A 23,380-nucleotide genomic window follows, 5' to 3' on the forward strand; every position below is an offset into this window, starting at 1 on the left:
GCTTGGACACGCGGGGACCAAACCGTACGTCCTGATCCGCACTTCGTACGCCCAGCACCGCACGTTCCAGAAGAGTTCCGCTGTCCCGAGGACGGATTACGACATGCCTCGCCCGACTGTCGCACAGCTCGCCTACGGTACCGCCACCGTCGTCTTCGCCACCCTCGCGCTGCTGCTCCTCGCCCGGACGCAGAGCGCGATAGGCATCGCCCTCGTCGCCGTCGCCGCGCTCGGCCTCGGCCTCCTGGTTGCGGTGACGCTACCGGCGCCGAGGACGGTGCGCACCCCTCGTACCAAAGAAATACCGCTCGACGCCTCGCCCGCCCCGGCCCGCACCGAGGAGCGCGTGCCTGCGGTCAAGTGACGGTGACCGCCACGGTTTTGGCGGCCTTGTCGTGCAGACCTTGCTTGTACGGCTTGTCGAAGAAGCTCCAACCGCCGCAGATCGCCGTCCAGACGCAGGCGCAGCAGAACGCGAACGGCAGCCAGAGGACGCCCGCGCGCAGCAGTGACGTCTGCATGGAGGGCGTGGCGCCGTTGTCGAGGTTGGCCACGCGCAGGCCGAGCCACTTCTTGCCCAGGGTCTGGCCGGACTGGGCGATCAGGACGGTGTCGTAGCCGGTGTACAGGACGGCAGCGAGCAGCGAGTGCCCGAAGGACTCGCTGAACTCGACCTGTTCGGGGTCGGTGTCGAAGGTGATGCCCCCGAAGCTCAGCGAGATCAGCCAGACGACGACGCCGACGAGCACCATGTCGATGAGGCGGGCGAGGACGCGCCTGCCGCTGTCGGCGAGCGGCGGCATCCCGGCGAGCGGATCGGCCCCGCCGTACCCGCCGCCGTAGGCATCGCCTCCGTAGGGCGGCGGGGGCGCGCCATACGGGCCGCCGCCCTCTCCGGGACCGCCGGGACCACTCGGGCCGCCGGGGCCCCCGGGCGGGGTGTCGTACGGACTACCGCCGCCACTGCCGTCGGGCGGCTGCTTCTTGAACGGGTCGTCGTCCGGCGGTTGGGTGGTCATGCGCCGAGTCGACCTTGTGGCGCGGTGCGTCGCATCCCGCGCGGGGCCATACGGGTTCTCGCGCTACGGGTAGGCCCGGCGCCGTGATCGTGGTCGGCGCCGGGCTCAGTGACGGGACCTAGCCCGCTACGAACGTACGGGCAGCCTTGTCGTGCAGGCACTGGCGCCAGGGGCGGTCGAAGACGCACCACAGGATGCCGATCACGCCCACCGCGAGGAGCCCGGGCACGCAGTACACGAGCCAGCGCTTGACCGACGCCCCGAAGGACGGCGGCGCGTGCTCCTCGATGTCCCGCACCTCGAGCTTCAGGAGCTTCTTGCCCAGGGTCCAGCCCCACTTGTGCGTGGGCAGCACCTCGTACAGGAATCCGAAGAGCAGCAGCGCCGCGAGCACGATGCCGAGGTAGCCCGCCGTGGTCCCGTCGAGCAGCCACACCGTGGTCTTCACGCCCGACATCTTCGCGGCCTCGATCTTGCCCTCGATGTGGTCCGTCGCCTTCCCGATGAACGGGAACGCCGCCGCGCCCAGGACGACCGCGAGCAGCACGCCGTCGATGAGCCGCGCGGCGAGCCGCTTGCCGAGCGGCGCGGGCCGGGCCGCGGCCTGGGCCTGCGCCGCCTCCAGGAACGGGTCGGTGGTCGGTGGCTTGAAGGGCATGACGGGGTCGTCGGGGCCGGGCCCCGGCGCGGGCTGCTGCGCCTGCTGCGGCCAGGACGCGGCGCCGCCGCCCGGGCCCGGGGTGACCGGGGACTGCGGCGGCTGCTGCTGCGGCGGCGACTGCTGCGGGTAGCCGTAACCGCCGCCGGGAGCCGGCTGGTTGCCCTGCTGCGGGTAGCCGTAACCGGAGTGCGGGGGTGCCGTGGCGCCGGGGGCGGCCGCGTCGTTCTGCGGGAGCGCGCGGATCGCCATGGTGCCGGGCTCGGGCTGCGCGGCGGGCGGTGACTGGGGCTGGCCGGGGGCCTGGGCCTGGCCGGTGCCGTCCGCGTTGGGGTTGAGGCGGCGGACCATCATCGTGCGGTCGGCGGGGGGCTGGCCCGGGGTGCCTTCGCCCGGCTGGCCTGCCTGGCCCGGCTGGCCGCCGCCCGGGCCGCCCTGCTGCGCCCCGGCGGATCCGGCAGGTCCGTCGCCGTGCGGGTTCACCGCCCGGATCGCGACCGTTCCGTCCGGCCACGCACCCTGTGCCGGGGCACCGTCGGGCGCTTCGGGCCGCGCGGGCGCCGCACCCTGCGGGTCAGCTGTGTCCTGCGCGCCGGGCACGCCGGGCGCGCCCCACGACACCCCGCCGTTCGGCGTGCCGCCGAAGCCGGACTGCCGGGAGGCATCGGCCTGCCAGGCGGAGGCGGGCTCGGGCCTGCCGCCGCTCTGCTGTGCGGCGCCGCCCGCCGTGGCGCCGCCCGCGTCCGGGGCCGAGCCGGAGGCGGGTGTGGTGGCCGAGGCCGGTTCCTCGTCGAGGAACATCGGCCCGGTCTCCTCCGCGGGCGCGACGTGCTGCTCGGGGACGGCGGGGGCGTGGGCGCCGTGCCCGCCGGGCGGTTCAGGCATCGGCTCGCCCTCGGCAGGGGCGGGCCGACTGGTACCCGGCACCCAGGCGGCGCCGTTCCAGTACCGGATATATCCGGGGATGGACGGATCCGGGTAGTAGCCGGAGGTGGGGCTGCTGTCGCCAGGGGCCGGGGTTGGGGCGCTCATGGTCCGCGTTCCCGTATCTGCTCGGTGGTCTTCTTGAGGGTCCACATCTATCAGACGGTTGCGCGAGGCCGGGCCCGTCCCGCCGTTCCATCCCCTGTCCGGGTACCGAAAAGAATCCAAAGAATCTCCGGAAAGTTGCGTAAGGGATGCGGCGCAGCCCCCTCTCTCCTCCTGAAGGCCCGCTCAGGGGCCCCCTACGGAGAACGAAGTGAGAGGAAACGCCATGCACACCGTTGTCGAACGCGAGTTGGAGCTGAAGCTGGTTCTGTCCCCGGAACGCAGCATCCCGGTCCCGGCCCGTCTCACGTACCGCACCGACGACCCGTACGCCGTGCACATCGCCTTCCACATCGGCTCGGACCACCCGGTGCACTGGACCTTCGCCCGCGAACTCCTGGTCGAGGGCGTGTTCCGGGCCTGCGGGCACGGGGACGTCCGGGTCTGGCCGACCAAGCTGAACGGCCGCAGCGTCGTCATGATGGCGCTGAGCTCGCCGGACGGCGACGCGCTCATCGAGGCCCCGGCCGCCGCCGTCTCCGCCTGGCTGGAGCGCACCCTGCGCGTGGTGCCGCCGGGTACCGAGGCGGAGCAGCTCGGCATCGACGACGGCCTTGCCGACCTGCTCACCCCGACCCCGGGCGGCCGTCTCGACGAACTGTGGCTGCGCGACCCGTGGCCGTCGGACGAGTCCAAGGACGGAGGTGAGTGAAGAATCCCTGCCGCCACAGCCGTAACCATCAATTGAGGAACCACAACGGCGACCAGCCAGGTCCGCGAGAGCGGCGGCGGTTCAGCCGCAAAGAACAGCGTCAGAAGAGCTTGCCGGGGTTGAGCAGCCCCAGCGGGTCGAAGGTCTGCTTGATGCCGCGTTGCAGTTCGAGTCCGACCGGGCCGAGCTCGCGTGCCAGCCACTCCTTCTTGAGTACGCCGACGCCGTGCTCGCCGGTGATGGTGCCGCCGAGTTCCAGGCCGAGCGCCATGATCTCGTCGAAGGACTCGCGGGCGCGCCGCGATTCGTCGGGGTCCTGGGCGTCGAAGCAGACCGTGGGGTGGGTGTTGCCGTCGCCCGCGTGTGCGCAGACGCCGATGGTCAGGCCGTACTTCTCGGCGATCCGGGCGGTGCCGTCGAGCATGTCGGCGAGCCGGGAGCGGGGCACGCAGACGTCGTCGATCATCGTGGTGCCCTTGACCGCCTCGAGCGCGGTGAGCGACAACCGCCGGGCCTGGAGCAGCAGTTCGGACTCCGCGTGGTCCTCGGCGGGTACGACGTCCCGCGCGCCCGCGGCCGCGCACAGCTCGCCGACGGCGGCCAGGTCGGCGGCCGGGTCCGGGGTGTCGAACGCGGCCAGGAGCAGCGCCTCGGTGGTGTCCGGGAGGCCCATCTGCGCCATGTCGTTGACGGCCCTGATGGTCGTACGGTCCATCAGTTCGAGGAGCGAGGGGACGTGGCCGCCCTCCATGATCTTGCAGATCGCGTCGCAGGCGGCCTCGGTCGAGGCGAACTCCGCGGCGAGCGCGAGCTGCCGGGGCGGCTCGGGCTTGAGCGCGAGCACCGCGCGGACGACGATGCCGAGGCTGCCCTCGGAGCCGACGAAGAGCCGGGTGAGGTCGTATCCGGCGACGCCTTTGACGGTACGGCGGCCGGTGCTGAGCAGTCTGCCGTCGGCGAGGACGACGTCGAGTCCGAGGACGTACTCCGCGGTGACGCCGTACTTCACGCAGCACAGGCCGCCGGACGCGGTGCCGATGTTCCCGCCGATGGTGCACTGCTCCCAACTCGACGGGTCCGGCGGGTAGTAGAGGCCGTACTCGCCGACGGCGCGGGAGAGCGTCGCGTTGACGACGCCCGGCTCGACCACCGCGATCCGGTCGATGGGGCTGATCTCCAGGATCCGGTCCATCTTGGTCAGGGAGAGCACGATGCAGCCGTCCGAGGCGTTGGCCGCGCCGGACAGGCCGGTGCGGGCGCCCTGCGGGACGACCGGGACGCGCAGCGCGGTCGCGGTGCGCATCACGTGCTGCACCTCTTCGACGGTGCGGGGCAGGACGACGACCGCCGGGGCCCCCGCGTCGCAGAAGCTGGCCATGTCGTGCGCGTACGAGGCCGTGACGTCCGTGTCGGTGAGGACCGCGTCGGCGGGCAGCCCTTCGCGGAGCCGGGCGGTGAGGTCCGAAGGAACCGCGGAAGCCGCGGACGCCGGGGAAGCCGGAGAAGCCGGAGAAGCCGGAGAAGCCTGGGAGGCGTCGCTCATGATCCAAGGGTCGCATCGGGGGCCATCGGTGTGAACCCGTCCGCGACCCCGCGTACGTACTCCGATCCGTTCTTCGTACTGACGCACAGTGAGCGCCATGAAGAGCGTCGTGAAGAACGAACCAGGGCCCGCACCGACCGGTCGCGGGCGACGCGCCCCCTCGCTGAAGCGTGTCCTGCTCGGCACCGTCGCCGGGTCCGTGGTGCTCGTTGGGGCGCTGACGCTCGTACCGCTGCTGCAGGACGAGACGGAGCGGCCCGCGCTCGGGCCCTCGGGACGCGCCCTTGCCGCCGCCCAGGCGGGCGCTCCCGCCGCGCTGCCCGACCTGGACGCCCTGATCCGCGAGCGTGCGGCGCACGTGGCACGGCACCCGGGCGACGAGGAGTCCTGGGCGGTGCTCGGCTCCGCCTACGTGGAACGGGGTGAGCGGACCGCCGACTACCGGTACTACCCGAAGGCCGAGCGGGCGCTGCGCACCTCGCTGAAGGTCCGCGCCGGGGAGCGCGGGAACGTCGAGGCCCTGACGGGCATGGCCGCGCTCGCCCGCGTACGGCACGACTACCGGGCGGCGCGGAAGTGGGGCGAACTGGCCCGGAAGCAGGCGCCGAAGCGCTGGACGCTCTACCCCGACCTGATCGACACGTACGTACGGCTCGGTGACCAGAAGGCGGCGGGCAAGGCCCTGGAGAAACTGCAGGAGCTGCGCTCCGGCCAGGCCGTGCTCGCCCGCGCCGGGCAGGTGTACCAGAGCCGCGGCTGGCGCGAGGACGCCGCGGCGGCGCTCTCCGACGCGGCGGCCCTGGCCGAGACTCCGGCGGAGCGGGCGGCGTACCAGCATCTGCTCGGCCAGCAGGCCTGGGAGCGGGGCGAGCCGGCGGAGGCGCTGCGCTGGTTCGACGCGGCGCGGCGCGCCGACCCGGGGCACCACGCCTCGCTCGCCGGGCGGGCCCGGGCGCAGGCGGCGCTCGGCCGGGGCGACGAGGCGGTCCTCACGTACCAGGCCGTCCTGGTGAAGCGGCCGCTGCCCCAATACCACCTGGAACTGGGCGAGTTGTACGCCGCTCAGGGCGACGAGCCCGCCGCGCGGGTGCAGTACGACCTGCTGCGCCGCCGGATCGCGGAGCAGGAGCGGGGCGGCGGGGTCCGGGACGAGCTGGTGCTCGGGCTCTTCGAGGCCGGGCACGGCGACGCGGACGCGGCGGTCGAACGGCTCACCGCCGAGTGGCAGCGGCACCCGAGCCCGCAGACGGCGGACGCGCTCGGCTGGGCGCTGCACCGGGCGGGCGACGACGAGGAGGCGTTCGGGTACGCGCAGAAGGCGATGAAGGAGGGTCCGCGGAGCGCCCTGTTCGCGTACCACCGGGGGGAGATCGAGCGGTCCCTTGAGAAGTACGGCGCGGCCCGCCGCCACCTACAGGAGGCGCTGCGCATCAACCCGCACTTCTCGCCACTCCTCGCCCCGAAGGCACGGGAAGCCTTGACGGCGCTCGGCGAGCCGCCGGAGGGCGGTCCGGCGCAGATGGAGGCGGAACCGTCCAAGTCTCCGGAGTCGGAGCAGTCGGAGCAGCCGGAGGAGCAGGAGTCGCAGCAGCCCACCCGCGAGGCCGCGCCCACGTCCCGCCCGTCCAGCGCCCGCCCCACGACGCCCGCGCCGCCCGCGCCCACGCCCACACCCACGCGGCAGTCCTGGCGAACCCCGACGCCCCAGGCCACGCAAACGTCCGGCTCCGCCACGTAAGCCGTACGGCCGTTCAGCCCGCCCTCAGAGCGCCGCGGTACCGATCAGCGCATTCCGGGAGACGAGAGCGGCCAGCTCGTCCTCGGAGAGCCGCTCGGTCCCCTCGGGTCGGCGCGGCAGCACGAGGTACCGGGTCTCCGCGCTGGAGTCCCAGACGGTGATCCGGGTGTCCTCGGGCAGGTCGAGCCCGAACTCCCGTAGGACGGCGCGGGGTTCGCGCACGACGCGGGAGCGGTAGGCCTCGCTCTTGTACCAGCTGGGTGAGGGGCCGAGCAGCCGGACCGGGTAGCAGGAGCAGAGCGTGCAGACGACGACGTTGTGCTCGTCCGCCGTGTTCTCGACGACTCGGAGCCGCTGCGGCTGCACTCCCCCGGCGGAGAACCCGAGTTCCGCGACGGCGGCGGTGCCGTCGGCGAGCAGCCGTTCCTTGAACGAGGGGTCGGTCCAGGCGCGGGCCACGACGCGGGCGCCGTTGGCGGGCGAGGCGTCGGCGAGGAAGGCGTCGAGGGCCTCGTCGAGCGCGGCCCCGTCGACGAGCCCGCGCTCCTCGAGCAAGGTCTCCAGGCGGCGTACCCGCCGGGAGAGGGTCGCGGCCCCGCTCTCTTCGTGTGCTCCGCTCACAGCGCGGCCTCCAAGTAGCTTTCCCACAGGTCGAGTACGACGTGATGGTCCCCCGCGCCCCACAGGTCGCGGGCCGCGAACCGGACGGCGTACACCTGCTCGGCGGGCGCGGCCGCGTCGGCGAGGCCCTGCGCGCGCAGGTCGGCGAGCGGGTGGCGGCCCTCGGGCTCGACGACGGTGCCGGTCTTGCCACGGGCGTAGCGGGGCAGGCGGGTGTGGTGCGGCGGGTCGTGAGCCAGGGTGCGGACCCGGTCGCCGGGCGCGAACCGGTCAGTCATCGAGCTCACCCGGTGCCAGAACTCCCTTGCGTTCCAGGAGAGTCCGAATGGCGTGGAACCAGCGCTCGTAGTACGAGGCGGCCAGGAACTCCGCGACCGGCAGGGTCTCGACGGCGTCCCGGAACTCGTCGAGGTTGTACACGCCCTGCTTCACCAGGGCGCTGTTCAGCGCGAACACCCGCGCCTCCCAGTCGGCGTGGAACGGCTCGCTGTCGTCGGTGGTGTCGAGCGGCCCGAAGCCCTGCATGCCGCCGACGTCGTTGATCCTGGCCATGGCGTGCAGCGTACGTCGAACGGCGGCGGAGGGCTCGGCTTACCCGAGCGCTCCGCCGCCGTCAGCCGGTGTCGGCCGGTGTCGGCCGGTGTCGGCCGGTGTCGGCTACAGATTCCCGCGCTTTTCCTGCTCCCGCTCGATCGCCTCGAAGAGGGCCTTGAAGTTGCCCTTGCCGAAGCCCATGGAGCCGTGGCGTTCGATCATTTCGAAGAAGACGGTCGGGCGGTCCTGGACCGGCTTGGTGAAGATCTGGAGCAGGTAGCCGTCCTCGTCGCGGTCCGCGAGGATCTTCAGCTCGCGCAGGGTGTCGATCGGGACGCGGGTGTCGCCGACCCACTCGCCGAGGGTGTCGTAGTAGGAGTCCGGGACGTCCAGGAACTGGACTCCGGCGGCACGCATCGTCCGTACCGTCTCGACGATGTCGTTCGTGGCCAGGGCCATGTGCTGGACGCCCGGGCCGTTGTAGAACTCCAGGTACTCGTCGATCTGCGACTTCTTCTTCGCGATCGCGGGCTCGTTGATGGGGAACTTGACCTTCTTGGTGCCGTCCGCCACCACCTTCGACATCAGGGCCGAGTACTCCGTCGCGATGTCGTCGCCCACGAACTCCTTCATGTTCGTGAAGCCCATGACCTTGTTGTAGAAGGCCACCCACTCGTTCATCTTGCCTAGCTCGACATTGCCCACGCAGTGGTCGATGGCCTGGAAGGTGCGCCGGGCGGGCGGCTGCACGATCGGCTCGGCGGGGACGAAGCCCGGCAGGTACGGGCCGTCGTAGCCGGAGCGCTCGACGAGGGTGTGCCGGACCTCGCCGTACGTCGCGATGCTCGCGCGTACGACGGTGCCGTACTCGTCCTTCGTGTCGTACGGCTCCTCCAGGCCGGTGGCGCCGTGCTCGACCGCGTAGGCGTACGCGGCGCGGGCGTCCGGCACCTCGATGGCGAGGTCCACCACGCCGTCGCCGTGCTTCGCGACGTGGGCCTCCAGGAAGCGGCCCCAGTCGGTGGATGCCTTGATCACCGAGGTCAGGACGAAGCGGGCCGAGCCGTTCTCCAGGACGTAACTGGCGGTCTCGCGGCTGCCGTTCTCGGGTCCCGAGTAGGCGACCAGCTGCATGCCGAACGCGCTGGAGTAGTAGTGCGCGGCCTGCTTGGCGTTGCCCACGGCGAAGACGACCGCGTCCATGCCCTTCACCGGGAAGGGATCGGCCTCGCGCGGTGTGTGGGGGGTGGTCTGCTGGGGATTCGCTGATGTAGCTGCCATGTCCGCAGCGTCTCTCCGCGTCCGCAAGCTGCGCAATAGTTTGCTTTTTTGCTGGGCACAATGCATAGCGAGCGGCCAGTATGGCCGGGCTATCTGTACATGATGACCAGTGGGAGTGTGATCTGCGCCATGGCGGGAAATCCGGTTGCCCCGGGCATCGATGAGCTCGACGGACGGCTGCTCGTGCTGCTCGCCCGCGAGCCGCGGATAGGGGTCCTGGAGGCGTCCCGGCGCCTGGGCGTCGCGCGCGGCACCGTGCAGGCCCGGCTCGACCGGCTTCAGTCGAATGGAGTGATCCGCGGCTTCGGCCCGAATGTCGACCCGGCGGCCCTCGGCTACCCGGTGACGGCGTTCGCGACCCTGGAGATCAAACAGGGCCAGGGCGCCGACGTACGGGCCCACTTGGCGACCGTGCCCGAGGTCCTCGAGCTGCACACCACCACCGGGCACGGCGACATGCTCTGCCGCCTGGTGGCCCGCTCGAATGCCGATCTTCAGCGTGTGATCGACCGCGTCGTGGGCTTTGATGGCATCGTCCGGGCCTCCACCGCGATCGTGATGGAGAACCCCGTGCCGCTGCGGATCATCCCGCTGGTGGAGCAGGCCGCGGCGGAGCCTCAGGGACGGTGACCTTCAAGTGACGGCTAGCAATGCGAGGTGACTCAGTGAACTTCTGGGAGTACCTGGGGAGTCGGCATCAGCAGCTGCTCACCGACGCCTCTCAACATGCCGGCGCCGTCTTCCAGTGCATGGTCGTGGCCACGCTCATCGGCGTGCTCGTCGGGGTCTTCACGTACCGCAACGAGTGGGCGGGCAGCCTCGCCACCACCACGGCCTCGACGCTCCTGACCATCCCGTCGCTCGCCATGATCGGTCTGCTGATCCCGATCGTCGGGCTCGGCGTCGCGCCGACCGTGATCGCGCTGATCCTGTACGGCCTGCTCCCGATCGTGCGGAACGCGATCGTGGGCCTGCGCGGGGTCGACCCGGCCCTGGTCGACGCGGCCAAGGGCATCGGGATGTCGCGCCTCGCCCGCCTCTTCCGGGTCGAGCTGCCGCTCGCCTGGCCACCGATCCTCACCGGCATCCGGGTCTCCACGCAGATGCTGATGGGCATCGCCGCCATCGCCGCGTACGCCTCCGGGCCCGGCCTCGGCAACGAGATCTTCCGCGGCATCGGCTCCCTGGGCAGCGAGAACGCGCTCAACCAGGTGCTCTCGGGCACGCTCGGCATCATCGTCCTCGCCCTGCTCTTCGACGCCGCGTACGTCGTCATCGGCCGTCTGACCATTCCGAGGGGTATCCGTGTCTGAGACCGCCGCCGCCACCATTGAGCAACCCATGCCGACCCGCCCCGCGGGCCCGGCCCCGAGTGCCACCACGGGCGCCACCATCGAGCTCGAGCAACTCACCAAGCGCTACCCGGGCAGTGACGAGCCCGCGGTGGACAACGTCAGCATGGAGATCAAGGCCGGCGAGATCGTGATCTTCGTGGGCCCTTCCGGCTGCGGCAAGTCCACCACGCTGAAGATGATCAACCGCCTGATCGAGCCGACCAGCGGCCGCATCCGGATCAACGGCGAGGACGTCACCGACATGGACCCGGTGAAGCTGCGCCGCAAGGTCGGCTACGCGATCCAGTCCTCCGGGCTCTTCCCGCACATGACGGTCGCCCAGAACATCGCCCTCGTACCGAAAATGATCGGCTGGCCGAAGGCGAGGATCAGGAGCCGGGTCGAGGAGATGCTCGACCTCGTCGGCCTCGACCCCGTCGAGTTCCGCGGCCGCTACCCGCGCCAGCTCTCCGGCGGACAGCAGCAACGCGTCGGCGTGGCCCGGGCGTTGGCCGCCGACCCGCCGGTGCTTCTCATGGACGAGCCGTTCGGCGCCGTCGACCCGATCACCCGCGACCACCTTCAGGACGAGCTGATCCGGCTCCAGCACGAGCTGCACAAGACCATCGTCTTCGTCACGCACGACTTCGACGAGGCCATCAAGCTCGGCGACCGGATCGCGGTGCTCCGGGAGCACTCGCACATCGCCCAGTTCGACACCCCCGAGGCGATCCTCACCAACCCCGCCGACGACTTCGTCTCCGGCTTCGTCGGCGCGGGCGCGGCCCTGAAGCGGCTCAATCTCACCCGCGTACGGGATGTGGAGATCCGCGACTACGCGACCGTCACCGTCGACGACCCGCTCCAGGACATCTTCGACAAGCTGCGCTCCGGCTCCACCAACGAGATCCTGCTGCTCGACAAGCGCGGCCGCCCGTACAAGTGGCTGCGCCGCGGCGACCTGATGCGCGCCCGCGGCTCCCTGGCCCGCGCCGGAACGCTCGTGCACGACACCGTGACCCGCGACGCCACGCTCCGGGACGCCCTGGAGGCGGTGCTCACCGACAGCGCGGGGCGCGTCGCGGTCACCGCCCGGCACGGCGCGTACGAGGGCGTCGTCGACCTGGAGACGCTGATGAACTCCGTACACGAACTCCTGGAAGCGGACCGGCTCGACGCCCTCGAGCACCAGCACGAGCTGGAGGAGCGGCAGGCCGAGCTGACCCACCGGGAACAGGAGGGCGACGGCGGCGCCGAGGAGGAACGGGCGTGAACACCGAGAGCGAGCAGTCGACGGCGTCCCCGCAGGAGCGCCCGCAGGAGCGCCCGCAGGAGCGCCCGCACGGCGAGCACGAGGTCAAGGGGCTCGCGTTCCGGGACGTGGGCCAGGGCGAGCAGGAGCCGCTGACGCCCGTACCGCCCGGGAAGCCGCCGCGGCGGATCAGCCTGGCGAAGCTGACCGTCCTTCCGGCCCTGCTCGCGATCGTGCTCCTGATCACCTGGCTCTGGTTCCGCACCGCCGAGCTCGACTCGATCGCCGAGAACGCCCTCGCGGGCGGCAACGTCATGCTCCGCCTGCGCCAGCACATCCAACTCACGGTGATCTCCACCTTCTTCGTGCTGATCATCGCGATCCCGCTCGGCATCCTGCTCACCCGCCGCCCGCTGCGCCGCGCCGCCCCGGCCGCGATGGCCCTGGCCAACATCGGCCAGGCGACCCCGGCGATCGGCCTCCTGGCTCTCCTGGTCATCTGGCTGGGCATCGGCGAGAAGGCCGCCCTCACCGGCATCATCATTTACGCGCTGCTCCCGGTGCTCTCCAACACCATCGCGGGCCTCAAGGGCAACGACCCCGCGCTCCTCGAGGCCGCCCGCGGCATCGGCATGTCCCCGCTCGGCGTCCTCGGCCGGGTGGAACTCCCGCTCGCCGTCCCGCTGATCCTGGCCGGGGTGCGCACCGCCCTGGTGCTCAACGTCGGCACGGCGACGCTCGCCACATTCGGCGGGGGCGGCGGCCTCGGCGACCTGATCACCACCGGCATCACCAACCAGCGGATGGCCGTCCTGATGCTCGGCTCCATCCTGACGGTGGTGCTCGCGCTCCTGGTGGACTGGCTGGCTTCGCTGGCCGAACTGTTGCTCAGGCCGCGGGGGTTGGAGACGGGTACGTGAGGCGTACGTATCCGATAGCGGCCTCCGCCGCGCTGCTGCTCCCCTCGCTACTCTCCGGCTGCGGGCTCACCAGCGGCTCCCCCATGGTCGACGACGTCGAGCCGGGCACCATCGGCGACGGCAAGCCGCTGGAGGGCGCCGATCTCACCGTCACGTCCAAGGAGTTCACGGAGCAGCTGATCCTCGGCGCGATCACCGGGATCGCCCTGGAGGCGGCGGGCGCGGACGTCCTGGACCGCACCGGCATCCAGGGCTCCATCGGCGCCCGCGAGGCGGTCAAGAGCGGCGACGCGGACCTCATGTACGAGTACACGGGCACCGCCTGGATCACGTACCAGGGCAACACCGAACCCGTCGACGACCCGCACGCGCAGTGGGAGGCGGTGCGCACGGCGGACCTGAAGGAGGGCATCACCTGGCTGCCGCCCGCCGAGCTGAACAATACGTACGCCCTCGCGCTCAACCAGGCCAACGAGCAGAAGTACCGGACCAGGACGCTCTCCGACGTGGCCGCCCTGGCGAAGTCCGACCCGAGCGCCGTCACGCTCTGCGTGGAGAGCGAGTTCGCCTCCCGCAACGACGGCCTGCCGGGCATGCAGAAGCAGTACGGGATGCGGGTGCCCGCGGCCAACATCACCAAGATGGACAGCGGCATCGTCTACACGCAGGCGGCCAAGGGCGCGTGCACGTACGGCGAGGTCTTCACCACCGACGGACGCATCAAGGCGATGAACCTCACGGTGATGCGGGACGACAAGCGCTTCTTCCCGAATTACAACGCGGCGCCCGAGGTCAACTCCGCGTCCCTGAAGAAGTATCCGGCGATCAAGGACGTCCTCGACCCGATCACGAAGAGGCTCGACAACCAGGTGGCGCGGGACCTGAACGCCAAGGTGGATGTGGACGGGCAGGACGCGCACAAGGTGGCGTTGGACTGGTTGCTGGCGGAGGGGTTCGTCAAGGAGGGCTGAGCCTCGCTGTGACGCCTTTCTAGGAGGGCTGAGCCGCTGAGACGCCCTTCTAGAAGGCTGAGCCTCGCTGACACCCTGCTTCAGCAGCTCGGTACGTTCTTGCCGCCGCCCGCGTTCAGGGCCCGGAGCGAGTCGACCGCGTCGGTCAGTCTGTCGACCGGGATCAGGCGTACGCCGTCGGGGAGTTCGGCCTTCGCGTCGGAGCACTCGGCCTTGGGTACGAGGAACACGCTCGCCCCGTCGCGGCGGGCCGCCTGGGTCTTCAGGGCCACGCCGCCGACCGGGCCGATGGTGCCGTCCGCCTCGATGGTGCCGGTACCGGCGATCTTGCGGCCGCCGGTGAGGTCGCCGCCGCTGCCGTCGCCGTCGAGCTTGTCGATGATGCCGAGCGAGAACAGGAACCCGGCGCTCGGGCCGCCCACGTCTGCGAGCTTGAGCTGGACGCGGACGTCCTCCGGGCTCTTGTCGAGGTAGGTCAGGGCCGCGTCGACCGCCGCGTCCTGGGACTTCTTCATCTGGGCCCGGTTGTGCTCCTCGATCTCCTCGACGGAGTCGCCGGTCGGGTAGACGGCGTCGCGGGGCATGACGGCGCGGTCGGTGCGGAACCAGCCGTCGATCACGTCGCCGAGGTCCACCTCCGTGTCGGGGGTGGTCGCCGCGATGGTCGTCATGAGCAGCTCACCCTTGGTGTCCCGGGTCGGGGCGCCCGCAATGGTGATCACCGGCTCCCCCTTGTGCTCCCCGAGCACATCCGCGGTCGAGCCGGGCTGCGCCACGGAGAACGGCAGCGGGGCGAACGCGGCTACGGCGAGGAGGGCGACGACGGGGGTGGCGCTGAGGGCCAGGGCCTTGGGGCGGGAGAGCTGGGCGAGGCGAGAGAGCACGACGTCAATCTATCGGGAGCGTGGTGCGGTCAGCGCAGGGCGTCCGCGACCTCCTTGGCCGCGTCCACGACCCGCGGCCCCACCCGCTCCGGAACCGCGTCCGCCAGCATCACCACGCCGACGCTGCCCTCTATCCCGGTCACACCGAGCAGCGGGGCCGCCGCTCCGCACGCCCCGGCCTCCAGCTCGCCGTGGGTGAGCGTGTAGCCGGGGTCGGTCATCACGCCCTGCCGGGCCGACAGGATGGCCTTGCCTGCCGCGCCGCGGTCAAGCGGGTGCCGGAAGCCGGTGCGGTACGCCACGTGGTAGTCGGTCCAGGTCGGCTCGACCACGGCGACGGCGAGCGCCTCCGTGCCGTCGACCATGGTGAGGTGCGCGGTGGCGCCGATGTCCTCGGCGAGGGCGCGCAGCGCGGGCAGCGCCGCCTCCCGCACCAGCGGGTGCACCTGGCGGCCCAGGCGGAGCACGCCGAGGCCGACCCGGGCGCGGCCGCCCAGGTCCCGGCGGACCAGCGCGTGCTGTTCAAGGGTGGCCAGGAGCCGATAGACCACCGTACGGTTCACACCGAGCTTGTTGGACAGCTCGGTGACGGTCAGACCGTGATCGGTATCGGCGAGCAGCTTGAGGACACGCAGTCCCCGGTCGAGCGTCTGGGAGGTCTCCGCGGTCACGACGCCCTCTCCTTCAGGTGAGTTGCGGCGGCCCCTGGGGGAAAGACGCGTCACCGGTCCCAACGGCGAACGCGCGACAGCGGCCGTCGGGCGGAGGCGGTCCGGGGCGGCGAATCGGTCCGCCCAGGCGCCACCTGGCACCGGCTGCGCTCCGCGGCGGCGTTGCCACGGGGCGTATGCGTTGCCGGGACAGTAGCGAGACGTCCCGCTGAGCGGAAGACTCCGTCCAGAATCCGGGCACCTGGCGGAAAGCTCGACGGGTGCAGCGGGAGCGATACGGGGCGTTTATCCCGAATGCCGGAATCTCGCCGCCCCGCAATGCCCCCCCCTGAGGACCAAGGGCTCACGACTCAGGACCCTTGCCGGTGCTGCCCTCTCGCCCACCCCGTCGGCGCCGCCGAGCGCGACGCGCCGACCGCGCTGGCCGCGCCCGTCGCCCCGGCACGCCCTGGATCGTCAGCACCGCCGCGGTGACGCTCGCGATCGGTATCGGTATCGGTGTCGGTATCGGTATCGGTACGGCCATGGTCGTGATCGGCAACCGCCGCGGCCCCGGCGCGCGCCGCTGACCGGGCGAGCGCCGCTGACCGAGCGGCCGCACAGAGGCCGGGACCCCGGTCACTTCATCCGCGTCGCCCACTCCTGGACCTTCGCGATCCGCTGCCGGATCTGCCCCGCGGTGGCCTCCGCGCTCGGCGGGCCGCCGCAGACCCGGCGCAGCTCGGTGTGGATCACGCCGTGCGGCTTGCCGGACTGATGGACGTACGCACCGACCATGGTGTTGAGCTGCTTGCGGAGCTCGAGCAGCTCCTTGTGGGAGACCACCGGCCGCCGCTCGGCGGGCAGTTCGAGGAGATCGGCCTCCTCGTCCGGCTTCTTCCGGCTGTGCGCGATCTGCCGGGCCTGCCGCTTCTGGAGCAGCATCTGCACCTGATCGGGCTCGAGGAGCCCGGGGATGCCGAGGTAGTCCTGCTCCTCTTCACTCCCGGGGTGGGCCTGCATGCCGAACTCGGCACCGTCGTAAAGGACTCGGTCGAAGACGGCGTCGGATTCGAGGGCCTCGAAGGGCAGCATGTCCTGCTCCCCCGTGTCCTCGTCCTGCTCCTTGTTGGCCTCGTCCATCTCCTTCTCGGACTCGGCGTACGGGTCTTCCTCCCCGTCCTTCTTCGGCTTGTCGAGGACGTGGTCCCGCTCGACCTCCATCTCGTTGGCGAAGCCGAGGAGGTCGGGGATGGTCGGCAGGAAGACGGAGGCGGTCTCGCCGCGCCGCCGCGACCGTACGAAACGGCCCACGGCCTGGGCGAAGAACAGCGGCGTGGAGATGGTGGTGGCGTAGACGCCGACGGCGAGGCGCGGCACGTCGACGCCTTCGGACACCATGCGGACCGCGACCATCCACCGGGCCGTGTTGCCTTCGTTCCGGCTGAACTCGTCGATCTTCTTGGACGCCCCGACGTCGTCGGAGAGCACGACGGTCGCCTTCGTGCCGGTGATCTCCCGGATCAGCTTGGCGTACGACCGTGCCGAGTCCTGGTCGGAGGCGATGACCAGGCCACCGGCGTCCGGGATCGCCTTGCGGACCTCGGAGAGGCGCTGGTCGGCGGCCTTGAGGACGTTCGGCATCCAGTCGCCGCGCGGGTCGAGGGCGGTGCGCCAGGCCTGGCTGACGGCGTCCTTGGTCATGGGCTCGCCGAGCCGGGCCGCGATCTCGTCACCGGCCTTGGTCCGCCAGCGCATATTGCCGCTGTAGGAGAGGAAGATGACGGGCCGCACGACGCCGTCGCCGAGCGCGCTGCCGTAGCCGTAGGTGTAGTCGGCGGCGGACCGCCGGATCCCGTCATTCCCTTCCTCATACGTCACGAAGGGGATGGGATTGGTGTCGGAGCGGAACGGCGTACCGGTGAGCGCGAGCCGCCGGGTCGCGGGCTCGAAGGCCTCCAGGCACGCCTCGCCCCAGGACTTGGAGTCACCGGCGTGGTGGATCTCGTCGAGGATGACGAGCGTCTTGCGCTGCTCGACGCGGTTGCGGTGCAGCATCGGGCGGACGCCCACGCCCGCGTACGTGATGGCGACCCCGTGGTACTCCTTGCTCAGCGGCCCGGCGCTGTAGTCCGGGTCGAGCTTGATCCCGATCCGGGCCGCGGCCTCCGCCCACTGCTTCTTCAGGTGCTCGGTCGGCGCGACGACGGTCACCTGCTGCACCACGTGGTGGTGGAGCAGCCACGAGGCCAGGGTCAGCGCGAAGGTGGTCTTACCGGCGCCGGGCGTCGCGACGGCCAAGAAGTCCCGCGGCTGCTCCTGGATGTACTTCTCCATGGCCCCCTGCTGCCAGGCACGCAGCTTGTTGGCGGTGCCCCAGGGGGCGCGGCCGGGGAAGGCGGGTGAGAGGTGGTGGGAGGAGGGGGCGGTGGTAGTCACGGTCTCCGGGTTCGCGGTCGGGGTGCTCGGCTACGTATGACAACCGGGACACCCTACCGGGGGCGTATTGAGGGGACACGGCGACTGCGCCACGTGGGGCGGAGGTGGGACGCGGGTCACACCGGGTCGGCGGGGCGCTGCGAGTCGTCCGGTGCGGCGGGGGCCGCCTGGGCCTCGGCGAGCACTTCGAGCACTGCTCGGCGTACCACCTCTTCAGGGGTGGTGCCCTGCGCCTCGGCGATGGCCCGCACTGCCTTTTCCCGGTCGGGCCCGAGGTGCAGTTCGAAGTCGGGCACTGCTTGCTCCTCTTTCCGCTCTCAGCCCTCGGCGAGGGCACGTGGCGCCGACCGTAGAGCGCACGCCGGGCTCGTACCCCCGGGATATCCGGGCCGTCACCCGGACGAGGCCCGCAGCCGCCCCGCCACGTACACACCCACCAAGGCCACCGCCGCCGATAGGGCGAAGACCGCTACGAAGGCCATAGGGTGTCCGGCCGCACCGGGGCTGGGGTGAGCGTCCGCCGCCCCCACCGCCCCGCCGCCGAGCGCCGCGAAGGCCGCGCCGCCCACGGCCAGGAGCAGGATGTTGGAAAGGCCGTCCGAGATCTGCAGGGCGGCCGAGTTGGCGCCCGCCTCGTGCGGGGCGGAGAGCTTGAGCAGCAGCACGCTGGTGGACGAGATGGTCAGGCCCATGCCGAGGCAGCCCCAGCCCCAGGCGACCGCCACGATCCACACCGGTACGGAGTCGATGAGCACCGTCGGCGCCGTGGCGATGGCCGTCGCGACGAGCAGCATGCCGATCCTGACCAGCGGCTCGCGGTACGGTTCGAGCCGCGGCCGCGACTGCACCCAGGAGCCGAACGCCCAGGTCGCACCCCCGGCCGCGAGCGAGAGCCCGGCCAGGGTCGGCGACAGTCCGCGCTGCGTGACCAGCATCAGCGGCACGAACGACTCGGCCGCGATGAACGACCCGGCCGCGATCCCGCGCAGCAGCACGACGGACGGCAGCCCGCGCCCGGCCCGGAACGTGCCGCGCGGCAGCAGCGCGAGCGCCGCGGGCACGAGCAGGGCGGCGCCGAGCGCGGCGGGGATCAGCGACAGGACGGCCAGGTCCTGACCCGCGTACTGCAGGAGCCCGGCCCCGACCGCGATGCCGAGCGCAAGCCGGATGCGGCGGGCGGCGGGACTCCCCGCACCGTCGGCCACGTCCCGCTCCGGCGGCCCGCCCGCCATGCGCCGTATCGCGGGCAGCGCGAGGGCGAGCGGGATCAGGACGAGTACGGGCATGGCGAGGAACACCCAGCGCCAGCCGAACCGTTCGGTCACGGTTCCGGCCGCGAGCGGGCCCACGATCGACGGTACGACCCAGCTCGCCGCGAACGCCGCCATGATCGCGGGCCGCAGCCGCTCCGGATAGGCCCGGCTGACCACGACGTACAACGCGACGATCAGCAGACCGCCGCCGAGCCCCTGCACCGCGCGCCCGAGGATGAACACGCCCATCGCCCCGGCCGCCCCGGCGAGCACAAGCCCCACCGCGAACGCGCCGATCCCGGTGGCGAGCGCCCCGAGCGGCCCGCGCCGGTCGGCCCACTGCCCGGCGAGCACCATGCCGAACAGGCTGGTCGTGAAGTACCCGGAGAAGGCGAAGGCGTACAGGGACACCCCGTCCAACTCCCGTGCGGCGACCGGCATCGCGGTCCCGACGGCGGTCGCCTCGAAGGCGACCAGGAAAACGACGGAGACGATGCCGATGCTCAGGGCGCGGTAGGGGCGGCGGAGGACCCCGGTCCTTGCGAGCTCGGGGTCCGTGTCGTCCGTGAGGTCGGCGTCAGCCGAATCCGTGGCGGTCATGGCCGTCAGCGTAAGAATCGCTGAGCCGTTTGACCCCTGTCTCGGGACGGGGAACGGCCTCGGCCCTTGGTCGTACGACTCTCAGCTCAGCAGGGTATTACTTGCCGTCGTAGGCGTCGCGCAGCCCCTGTACGTCGAGCTTGACCATGTCCAGCATCGCCTTCATGACGCGGCGCGACTTCTCCTTGTCCGGGTCGGCGAGCAGTTCGTTGAGCTGCTTGGGGACGATCTGCCAGGACAGCCCGTACTTGTCCCTGAGCCAGCCGCACTGCACCTCCTGGCCGCCGTCCGCGGTGAGCTTGGCCCACAGCTCGTCGACCTCGGCCTGGTCGGCGCAGTCGACGTACATCGAGTGCGCCTCGTTGAACTTGAACTCCGGGCCGCCGTCCAACGCGATGAACTGCCGCCCGGCGAGCTCGAAGTCGACGACCGTCACGGTGCTGGTCCCGTCGGGCCCCGCGTTCTCGTACCGCTGCACGTCCGTGATGCGGGAGTCGTCGAAGAGGGAGGTGTAGAAGGCGGCGGCCTCCTCGGACTGGCCGTCGAACCAGAGGCAGGTCCGGATCTTCTGAGTGCTGCTCTTGCTCTCCTGGGTGCTCATGGCTTGGGCTCCTCTCATGTGTACGCGGTGTGGCGCCCGTACGAGGTAGACCGCCCCGGGGCCGGAAACTCATCGGGACTCATCGGAGCTCGTCGCACCTTCGCGCCGGATGCGTACCGGGTGGATACCGGGTGGTCGCGAGGCCGACCCATCTTCCACAGCATCTCCACCTTTGCGGTGCATAGCCAGCTGGCACCCCTTCCGGCCTGCGCTTCCTCGCTTACCGCCACGTGCCGCACCGCACGCATCAGGCGCAACAGAGCCATATCCCCGTACCACTGGTACGGCATGATGTGGGCATGGCTAGCACGGGGGATCTGATCGCGGGTCGCTACCGCATCGCCACATGGCTCGGGCGCGGCGGCATGGGCACGGTCTGGCGTGCGCGGGACGAGCTGCTCGGTCGCGCCGTCGCGGTCAAGGAACTGCACGTCGACCCCGAACTCCCGCACATGGACGCGGAGATGCAGCGCGAGCGCACGCTGCGCGAGGCGCGCACGGTCGCCCAGGTCCGGCATCCGAACATCATGGTCCTGCACGACATCGTGGCCCACGACAACCGGCCGTGGATCGTCATGGAGCTGATCGACGGCCGCTCGCTCGCCGACCGCGTCGCCCAGGAGGGCCTCCTCTCCCCCGTCGAAGCCGCCCGCATCGGTCTCGACCTGCTCGCCGCGCTCCGCGCCGCCCACGCCGCCGGGGTACAGCACCGCGACCTGAAGCCCGCCAACGTACTCCTCGAGTCCGCCACCGGCCGCGTGGTCCTGTCGGACTTCGGCATCGCGCAGGTCGCCGGGCAGACGACGCTGACGGAGACGGGTTCGTTCGTCGGCTCGCCCGAGTACACCGCGCCGGAGCGGATGTCGGGGGCGCGCACCGGCCCGGAGTCGGACCTGTGGTCGCTCGGGGTGCTGCTGTGCGCGGTGGTGGACGGCGGGTCCCCGTTCCACCGCGACTCGGTGGCCGGTGTCCTGCACGCCGTGGTGATGGACGAGATCCGCCTCCCGGAGTCGCTCGGCGGGCTGCTTCCGGTGGTACGGGGCCTGCTCGACCGCGACGTGCAGGCCCGCCTCGACCTGGACGAGGCGGAGAAGCTGCTGCGGGTGGTCGTGGAGGAGGCCCAGTTCGGGGCGTCCGGGGCATCCGGGACGGCTGCCGGGGCCGGTGCGGTCGGGACCGGTGCGGCGGCCGGGGCCGCGTCGGTCGCCGCCGGGGCCGCCGCCCCCACCGACCCCCGAGCCTCCCTGGCAAACGCAGCGAACGCAGCGAACGCCACAAACAGCGGGAGCGGTGCGAGCGACCCGAGGAACACGGTCGACGCGAGGAACACGGGCGACCCGAGGAACACGGGCGACCCGAGGGGCACGGGCGACGCGAGGGGCACGAACACGCCCGCCTCCGCACCACCCACCCCCAACGGCCCCCATACCGCCTCCCGCACCCGCCGCGCCCCCGGTGCCTCGCGGGGTCCCCGCACCCGGGTGGCCCTCCTGGCCGGGGTCCTGGTGGCCGTACTGGCAGCGGGCGGTGCGGGCACCGGCGTATGGCTCCTGACGAAGAACGACGCGAAAAGCGCCGGGGACGAGGCCGGACCGGCCGGTTCCGACAAGGACAAGCAGGAGACGGACCCGGACACCCCGAAGGGCCCGGAGGGCAACCGCCTCCCGGCCCCGTCGACGGAGCCGAGCAAGTCGCCGAACCCGGCCAAGTCGCCGGACGGCAACGGCGGTTCGGACGACGACCGGGACGACGACGCGGGATCCCCGTCGCCGAACCCGTCCAACTCGACGCCCCCGGAAGACGGTTCGGGCGACGGCAGTGGCGACGGCGCCCCCTCCGGCTACCGCACGGTCACAGACCCGGCAGGCTTCAAAATCACCATCCCGAACGGCTTCACGCGCTCGTACGAATCCCCGCGGGTCTACTACTACTCCCCCGGCAAGGAGTTCCGGATCGGCATCCACCCGCAGCCGCAGGACGCCGACGGCCCGGTGGCGGTCATGCGCCAGGCCCACAAGGACGGCCCGAACGACTACCCCGGCTACCGCGACGGCTCGGTCACGGAAACCACGCACAACGGACACGCCGCCGGTCTCTGGCAGTTCACCTGGGACGGCACGGCCTCGGACGGCGGCCCACGCCGCACGTACGACATCAGCTGGGACGAGGGCGGGAAGATGTACGACCTGTGGATCTCGGGCCCGTCGGGCAAGCAGGCGGAGGCCAAGCGGTACTTCGACACGGCGCTGGCGTCGTTCACGGTCACAGGGTGACGGCGTGACGGCGTGACGGGGCGGGGCGCAGCCCCCTCACCGGCCCGGGGCCGGGGCCGGGGATCGTGGCCGCCGCACGGACTCAGCTGCTGACCGGCTGCGGCCGTTCGAAGTGGTAATGGACGTCCGTAATCTTCGGCGGCGCGGACGGCTCGGGATAGCCCTCTTCCTTCACCACCGGCTGAAGCCGCGTGAAGAAGTCCCGGAACGCGTCGGTCGACTCCCAGAGGTCGATCACGCGCAAACCCGTCTCCGTAACGATCGCGGTGTGGAACAGCAGCCCCTCAGGAGGCTGGCCCGAGCGCGCGCCCACGCGCCTGTCCACGGCGTCGTACTCCTGCGTTGTCACTCCTGGGAATTCGATCTCCATAAGCACAGCCATGAGACCACCCTCCAATGGCGAACGGGCGCGGGCGCCGAGCGGCGACCCCATCACTACTTCCAGGGTCACTCCGCAGCTCCAGGCCCGCAAAGCGGGCGTTGGGAGGCCGGCGTTTCGACGGGCGTCGAAGGGTTCCGTACCTAGCGTTCTTCGCATGGCAACGACAACTCCCGACACTCACGTCGCGCACCGCGCTATCCGGCCCAGCGTTCGGACTTGACCATCAACGTCGCCTCCCCGGAACTCTGGGCGAACGTCGAGCGGCTCGCCCCGCTCACCGGGACGCATCCCGTACCGGAGAGCAAGCGGGCGGCCCTGTATCGGTATGAGCGGGACAAGTTCGCCGCCGGTGGATTCACCGCTGTGGACTCCGAGGTCGTTCGGCCTCCGCGCGTCGCCGAGTGCGGCCTTCAGCTCGAAGCGCGGACCGTCGCCATGACCCCGGGCGGGGACGGGTTGTTCTTCAGCGTCGAGTGCGCGGTGCGGCGCGTGCACGCCGACGAACGCATCGTCGTGCCGGGTACGCACCACATCGACCCGGCACTATGGAGCCCGCTCATCTAGAACTTCCGCCACTATCACGGCCTTTCCCCCGAACTCGGCCACGGCTTCCGCTCGGAGACGCCTCGCCGTGACCGGGCGGGGGCGGGCGAGGCGGTGGCCTGAGAGACCTCTGTCGTCGCTAC

At 71.4% G+C, this 23,380-nt stretch carries 23 protein-coding genes and 1 pseudogene; 10 read left to right on the forward strand and 14 right to left on the reverse strand.

Features of this window, described 5'->3' with window-relative positions:
* Window positions 1-103: 103 nt before the first annotated feature.
* Complete coding sequence (locus ACWD10_RS17000; protein WP_451091575.1) at window positions 104-364, forward strand: hypothetical protein; 261 nt, start codon at window positions 104-106, stop codon at window positions 362-364.
* On the opposite strand, the gene ACWD10_RS17005 is transcribed toward ACWD10_RS17000, so the two are convergent.
* Together ACWD10_RS17005 and ACWD10_RS17010 are read right to left on the reverse strand one after the other, a co-directional pair.
* Window positions 357-1,019, reverse strand: a complete 663-nt coding sequence (locus ACWD10_RS17005; protein WP_451091577.1) for an RDD family protein — start codon at window positions 1,017-1,019, stop codon at window positions 357-359. The two genes, ACWD10_RS17000 and ACWD10_RS17005, sit on opposite strands and share 8 nt — an antisense overlap.
* A 118-nt stretch (window positions 1,020-1,137) precedes the next feature.
* The gene (locus ACWD10_RS17010; protein ID WP_451091579.1) at window positions 1,138-2,709 is read right to left on the reverse strand and encodes an RDD family protein; all 1,572 of its coding nucleotides are present in this window, start codon (window positions 2,707-2,709) and stop codon (window positions 1,138-1,140) included.
* A 223-nt stretch (window positions 2,710-2,932) separates the two neighbouring features.
* On the opposite strand from ACWD10_RS17010, the gene ACWD10_RS17015 reads away from it, so the two are divergent.
* Complete coding sequence (locus tag ACWD10_RS17015; RefSeq protein WP_451091581.1) at window positions 2,933-3,418, forward strand: SsgA family sporulation/cell division regulator; 486 nt, start codon at window positions 2,933-2,935, stop codon at window positions 3,416-3,418.
* Between the two features lie 100 nt (window positions 3,419-3,518).
* Here the strand turns inward: ACWD10_RS17015 and ACWD10_RS17020 are convergent, their stop codons facing one another.
* Window positions 3,519-4,961, reverse strand: coding sequence for an FAD-binding oxidoreductase (locus ACWD10_RS17020; RefSeq protein ID WP_451091583.1), 1,443 nt, complete (start codon window positions 4,959-4,961; stop codon window positions 3,519-3,521).
* Between the two features lie 97 nt (window positions 4,962-5,058).
* On the opposite strand from ACWD10_RS17020, the gene ACWD10_RS17025 reads away from it, so the two are divergent.
* A complete protein-coding gene (locus tag ACWD10_RS17025; RefSeq protein WP_451091585.1) occupies window positions 5,059-6,699 on the forward strand; it encodes a tetratricopeptide repeat protein in 1,641 nt (546 codons plus the stop codon).
* 24 nt (window positions 6,700-6,723) lie between these two features.
* Here the strand turns inward: ACWD10_RS17025 and nthA are convergent, their stop codons facing one another.
* From nthA to hppD, 4 genes are all read right to left on the reverse strand, one after another.
* Window positions 6,724-7,320, reverse strand: a complete 597-nt coding sequence (gene nthA, locus ACWD10_RS17030) for a nitrile hydratase subunit alpha (protein ID WP_451091587.1) — start codon at window positions 7,318-7,320, stop codon at window positions 6,724-6,726.
* On the reverse strand, window positions 7,317-7,598 hold the full coding sequence (locus ACWD10_RS17035; protein ID WP_451091756.1) for an SH3-like domain-containing protein: 282 nt from the start codon (window positions 7,596-7,598) through the stop codon (window positions 7,317-7,319). The genes nthA and ACWD10_RS17035 overlap by 4 nt, the downstream gene beginning before the upstream one ends.
* Entirely contained in the window at window positions 7,591-7,872 is a 282-nt protein-coding gene (locus tag ACWD10_RS17040; RefSeq protein WP_451091589.1) for a hypothetical protein, read from the reverse strand. The genes ACWD10_RS17035 and ACWD10_RS17040 overlap by 8 nt, the downstream gene beginning before the upstream one ends.
* 105 nt (window positions 7,873-7,977) lie before the next feature.
* Window positions 7,978-9,135: a 4-hydroxyphenylpyruvate dioxygenase gene (gene hppD, locus ACWD10_RS17045; RefSeq protein ID WP_451091591.1), complete on the reverse strand. Its 1,158-nt coding sequence runs from the start codon at window positions 9,133-9,135 to the stop codon at window positions 7,978-7,980.
* Window positions 9,136-9,264: 129 nt separating this feature from the next.
* Here hppD and ACWD10_RS17050 point away from each other — a divergent pair, with 129 nt between their 5' ends.
* The 5 genes from ACWD10_RS17050 to ACWD10_RS17070 all read left to right on the forward strand — a co-directional run bounded on the left by ACWD10_RS17050 (window position 9,265) and on the right by ACWD10_RS17070 (window position 13,612).
* Window positions 9,265-9,765, forward strand: a complete 501-nt coding sequence (locus tag ACWD10_RS17050; RefSeq protein ID WP_451091593.1) for an Lrp/AsnC family transcriptional regulator — start codon at window positions 9,265-9,267, stop codon at window positions 9,763-9,765.
* 35 nt (window positions 9,766-9,800) lie between these two features.
* The gene (locus ACWD10_RS17055; RefSeq protein WP_451091595.1) at window positions 9,801-10,448 is read left to right on the forward strand and encodes an ABC transporter permease; all 648 of its coding nucleotides are present in this window, start codon (window positions 9,801-9,803) and stop codon (window positions 10,446-10,448) included.
* Between the two features lie 28 nt (window positions 10,449-10,476).
* Complete coding sequence (locus ACWD10_RS17060; protein WP_451091758.1) at window positions 10,477-11,742, forward strand: ABC transporter ATP-binding protein; 1,266 nt, start codon at window positions 10,477-10,479, stop codon at window positions 11,740-11,742.
* Window positions 11,743-11,849: 107 nt separating this feature from the next.
* Complete coding sequence (locus ACWD10_RS17065) at window positions 11,850-12,641, forward strand: ABC transporter permease (RefSeq protein ID WP_451091760.1); 792 nt, start codon at window positions 11,850-11,852, stop codon at window positions 12,639-12,641.
* Entirely contained in the window at window positions 12,638-13,612 is a 975-nt protein-coding gene (locus tag ACWD10_RS17070; protein ID WP_451091597.1) for a glycine betaine ABC transporter substrate-binding protein, read from the forward strand. Before ACWD10_RS17065 ends, ACWD10_RS17070 begins: the two co-directional genes overlap by 4 nt.
* 80 nt (window positions 13,613-13,692) lie before the next feature.
* On the opposite strand, the gene ACWD10_RS17075 is transcribed toward ACWD10_RS17070, so the two are convergent.
* The 6 genes from ACWD10_RS17075 to ACWD10_RS17100 all read right to left on the reverse strand — a co-directional run bounded on the left by ACWD10_RS17075 (window position 13,693) and on the right by ACWD10_RS17100 (window position 20,039).
* Window positions 13,693-14,496, reverse strand: coding sequence for a S16 family serine protease (locus ACWD10_RS17075; RefSeq protein WP_451091599.1), 804 nt, complete (start codon window positions 14,494-14,496; stop codon window positions 13,693-13,695).
* Window positions 14,497-14,525: 29 nt separating this feature from the next.
* The gene (locus tag ACWD10_RS17080) at window positions 14,526-15,167 is read right to left on the reverse strand and encodes an IclR family transcriptional regulator (RefSeq protein ID WP_451091601.1); all 642 of its coding nucleotides are present in this window, start codon (window positions 15,165-15,167) and stop codon (window positions 14,526-14,528) included.
* A 618-nt stretch (window positions 15,168-15,785) separates the two neighbouring features.
* The gene (locus ACWD10_RS17085; protein ID WP_451091603.1) at window positions 15,786-17,585 is read right to left on the reverse strand and encodes a DEAD/DEAH box helicase; all 1,800 of its coding nucleotides are present in this window, start codon (window positions 17,583-17,585) and stop codon (window positions 15,786-15,788) included.
* A 116-nt stretch (window positions 17,586-17,701) separates the two neighbouring features.
* Window positions 17,702-17,881 carry a hypothetical protein gene (locus tag ACWD10_RS17090; RefSeq protein WP_451091605.1) on the reverse strand — a complete coding sequence of 60 codons (180 nt, stop codon included), beginning with the start codon at window positions 17,879-17,881 and terminating at the stop codon, window positions 17,702-17,704.
* A gap of 96 nt (window positions 17,882-17,977) precedes the next feature.
* On the reverse strand, window positions 17,978-19,438 hold the full coding sequence (locus tag ACWD10_RS17095; protein WP_451091606.1) for an MFS transporter: 1,461 nt from the start codon (window positions 19,436-19,438) through the stop codon (window positions 17,978-17,980).
* 97 nt (window positions 19,439-19,535) lie between these two features.
* Window positions 19,536-20,039, reverse strand: a complete 504-nt coding sequence (locus ACWD10_RS17100) for a VOC family protein (protein ID WP_451091608.1) — start codon at window positions 20,037-20,039, stop codon at window positions 19,536-19,538.
* Window positions 20,040-20,338: 299 nt separating this feature from the next.
* Between ACWD10_RS17100 and ACWD10_RS17105 the strand changes: the two genes are divergently transcribed.
* The gene (locus ACWD10_RS17105; RefSeq protein WP_451091610.1) at window positions 20,339-22,312 is read left to right on the forward strand and encodes a protein kinase domain-containing protein; all 1,974 of its coding nucleotides are present in this window, start codon (window positions 20,339-20,341) and stop codon (window positions 22,310-22,312) included.
* An 82-nt stretch (window positions 22,313-22,394) separates the two neighbouring features.
* Here the strand turns inward: ACWD10_RS17105 and ACWD10_RS17110 are convergent, their stop codons facing one another.
* Entirely contained in the window at window positions 22,395-22,763 is a 369-nt protein-coding gene (locus ACWD10_RS17110) for a hypothetical protein (RefSeq protein WP_451091612.1), read from the reverse strand.
* A gap of 132 nt (window positions 22,764-22,895) precedes the next feature.
* On the opposite strand from ACWD10_RS17110, the pseudogene ACWD10_RS17115 reads away from it, so the two are divergent.
* Window positions 22,896-23,360, forward strand: a pseudogene (locus ACWD10_RS17115) (flavin reductase family protein); the annotation flags it as partial.
* Window positions 23,361-23,380: the final 20 nt, after the last annotated feature.

Source organism: Streptomyces sp. NPDC002851, assembly GCF_053591935.1.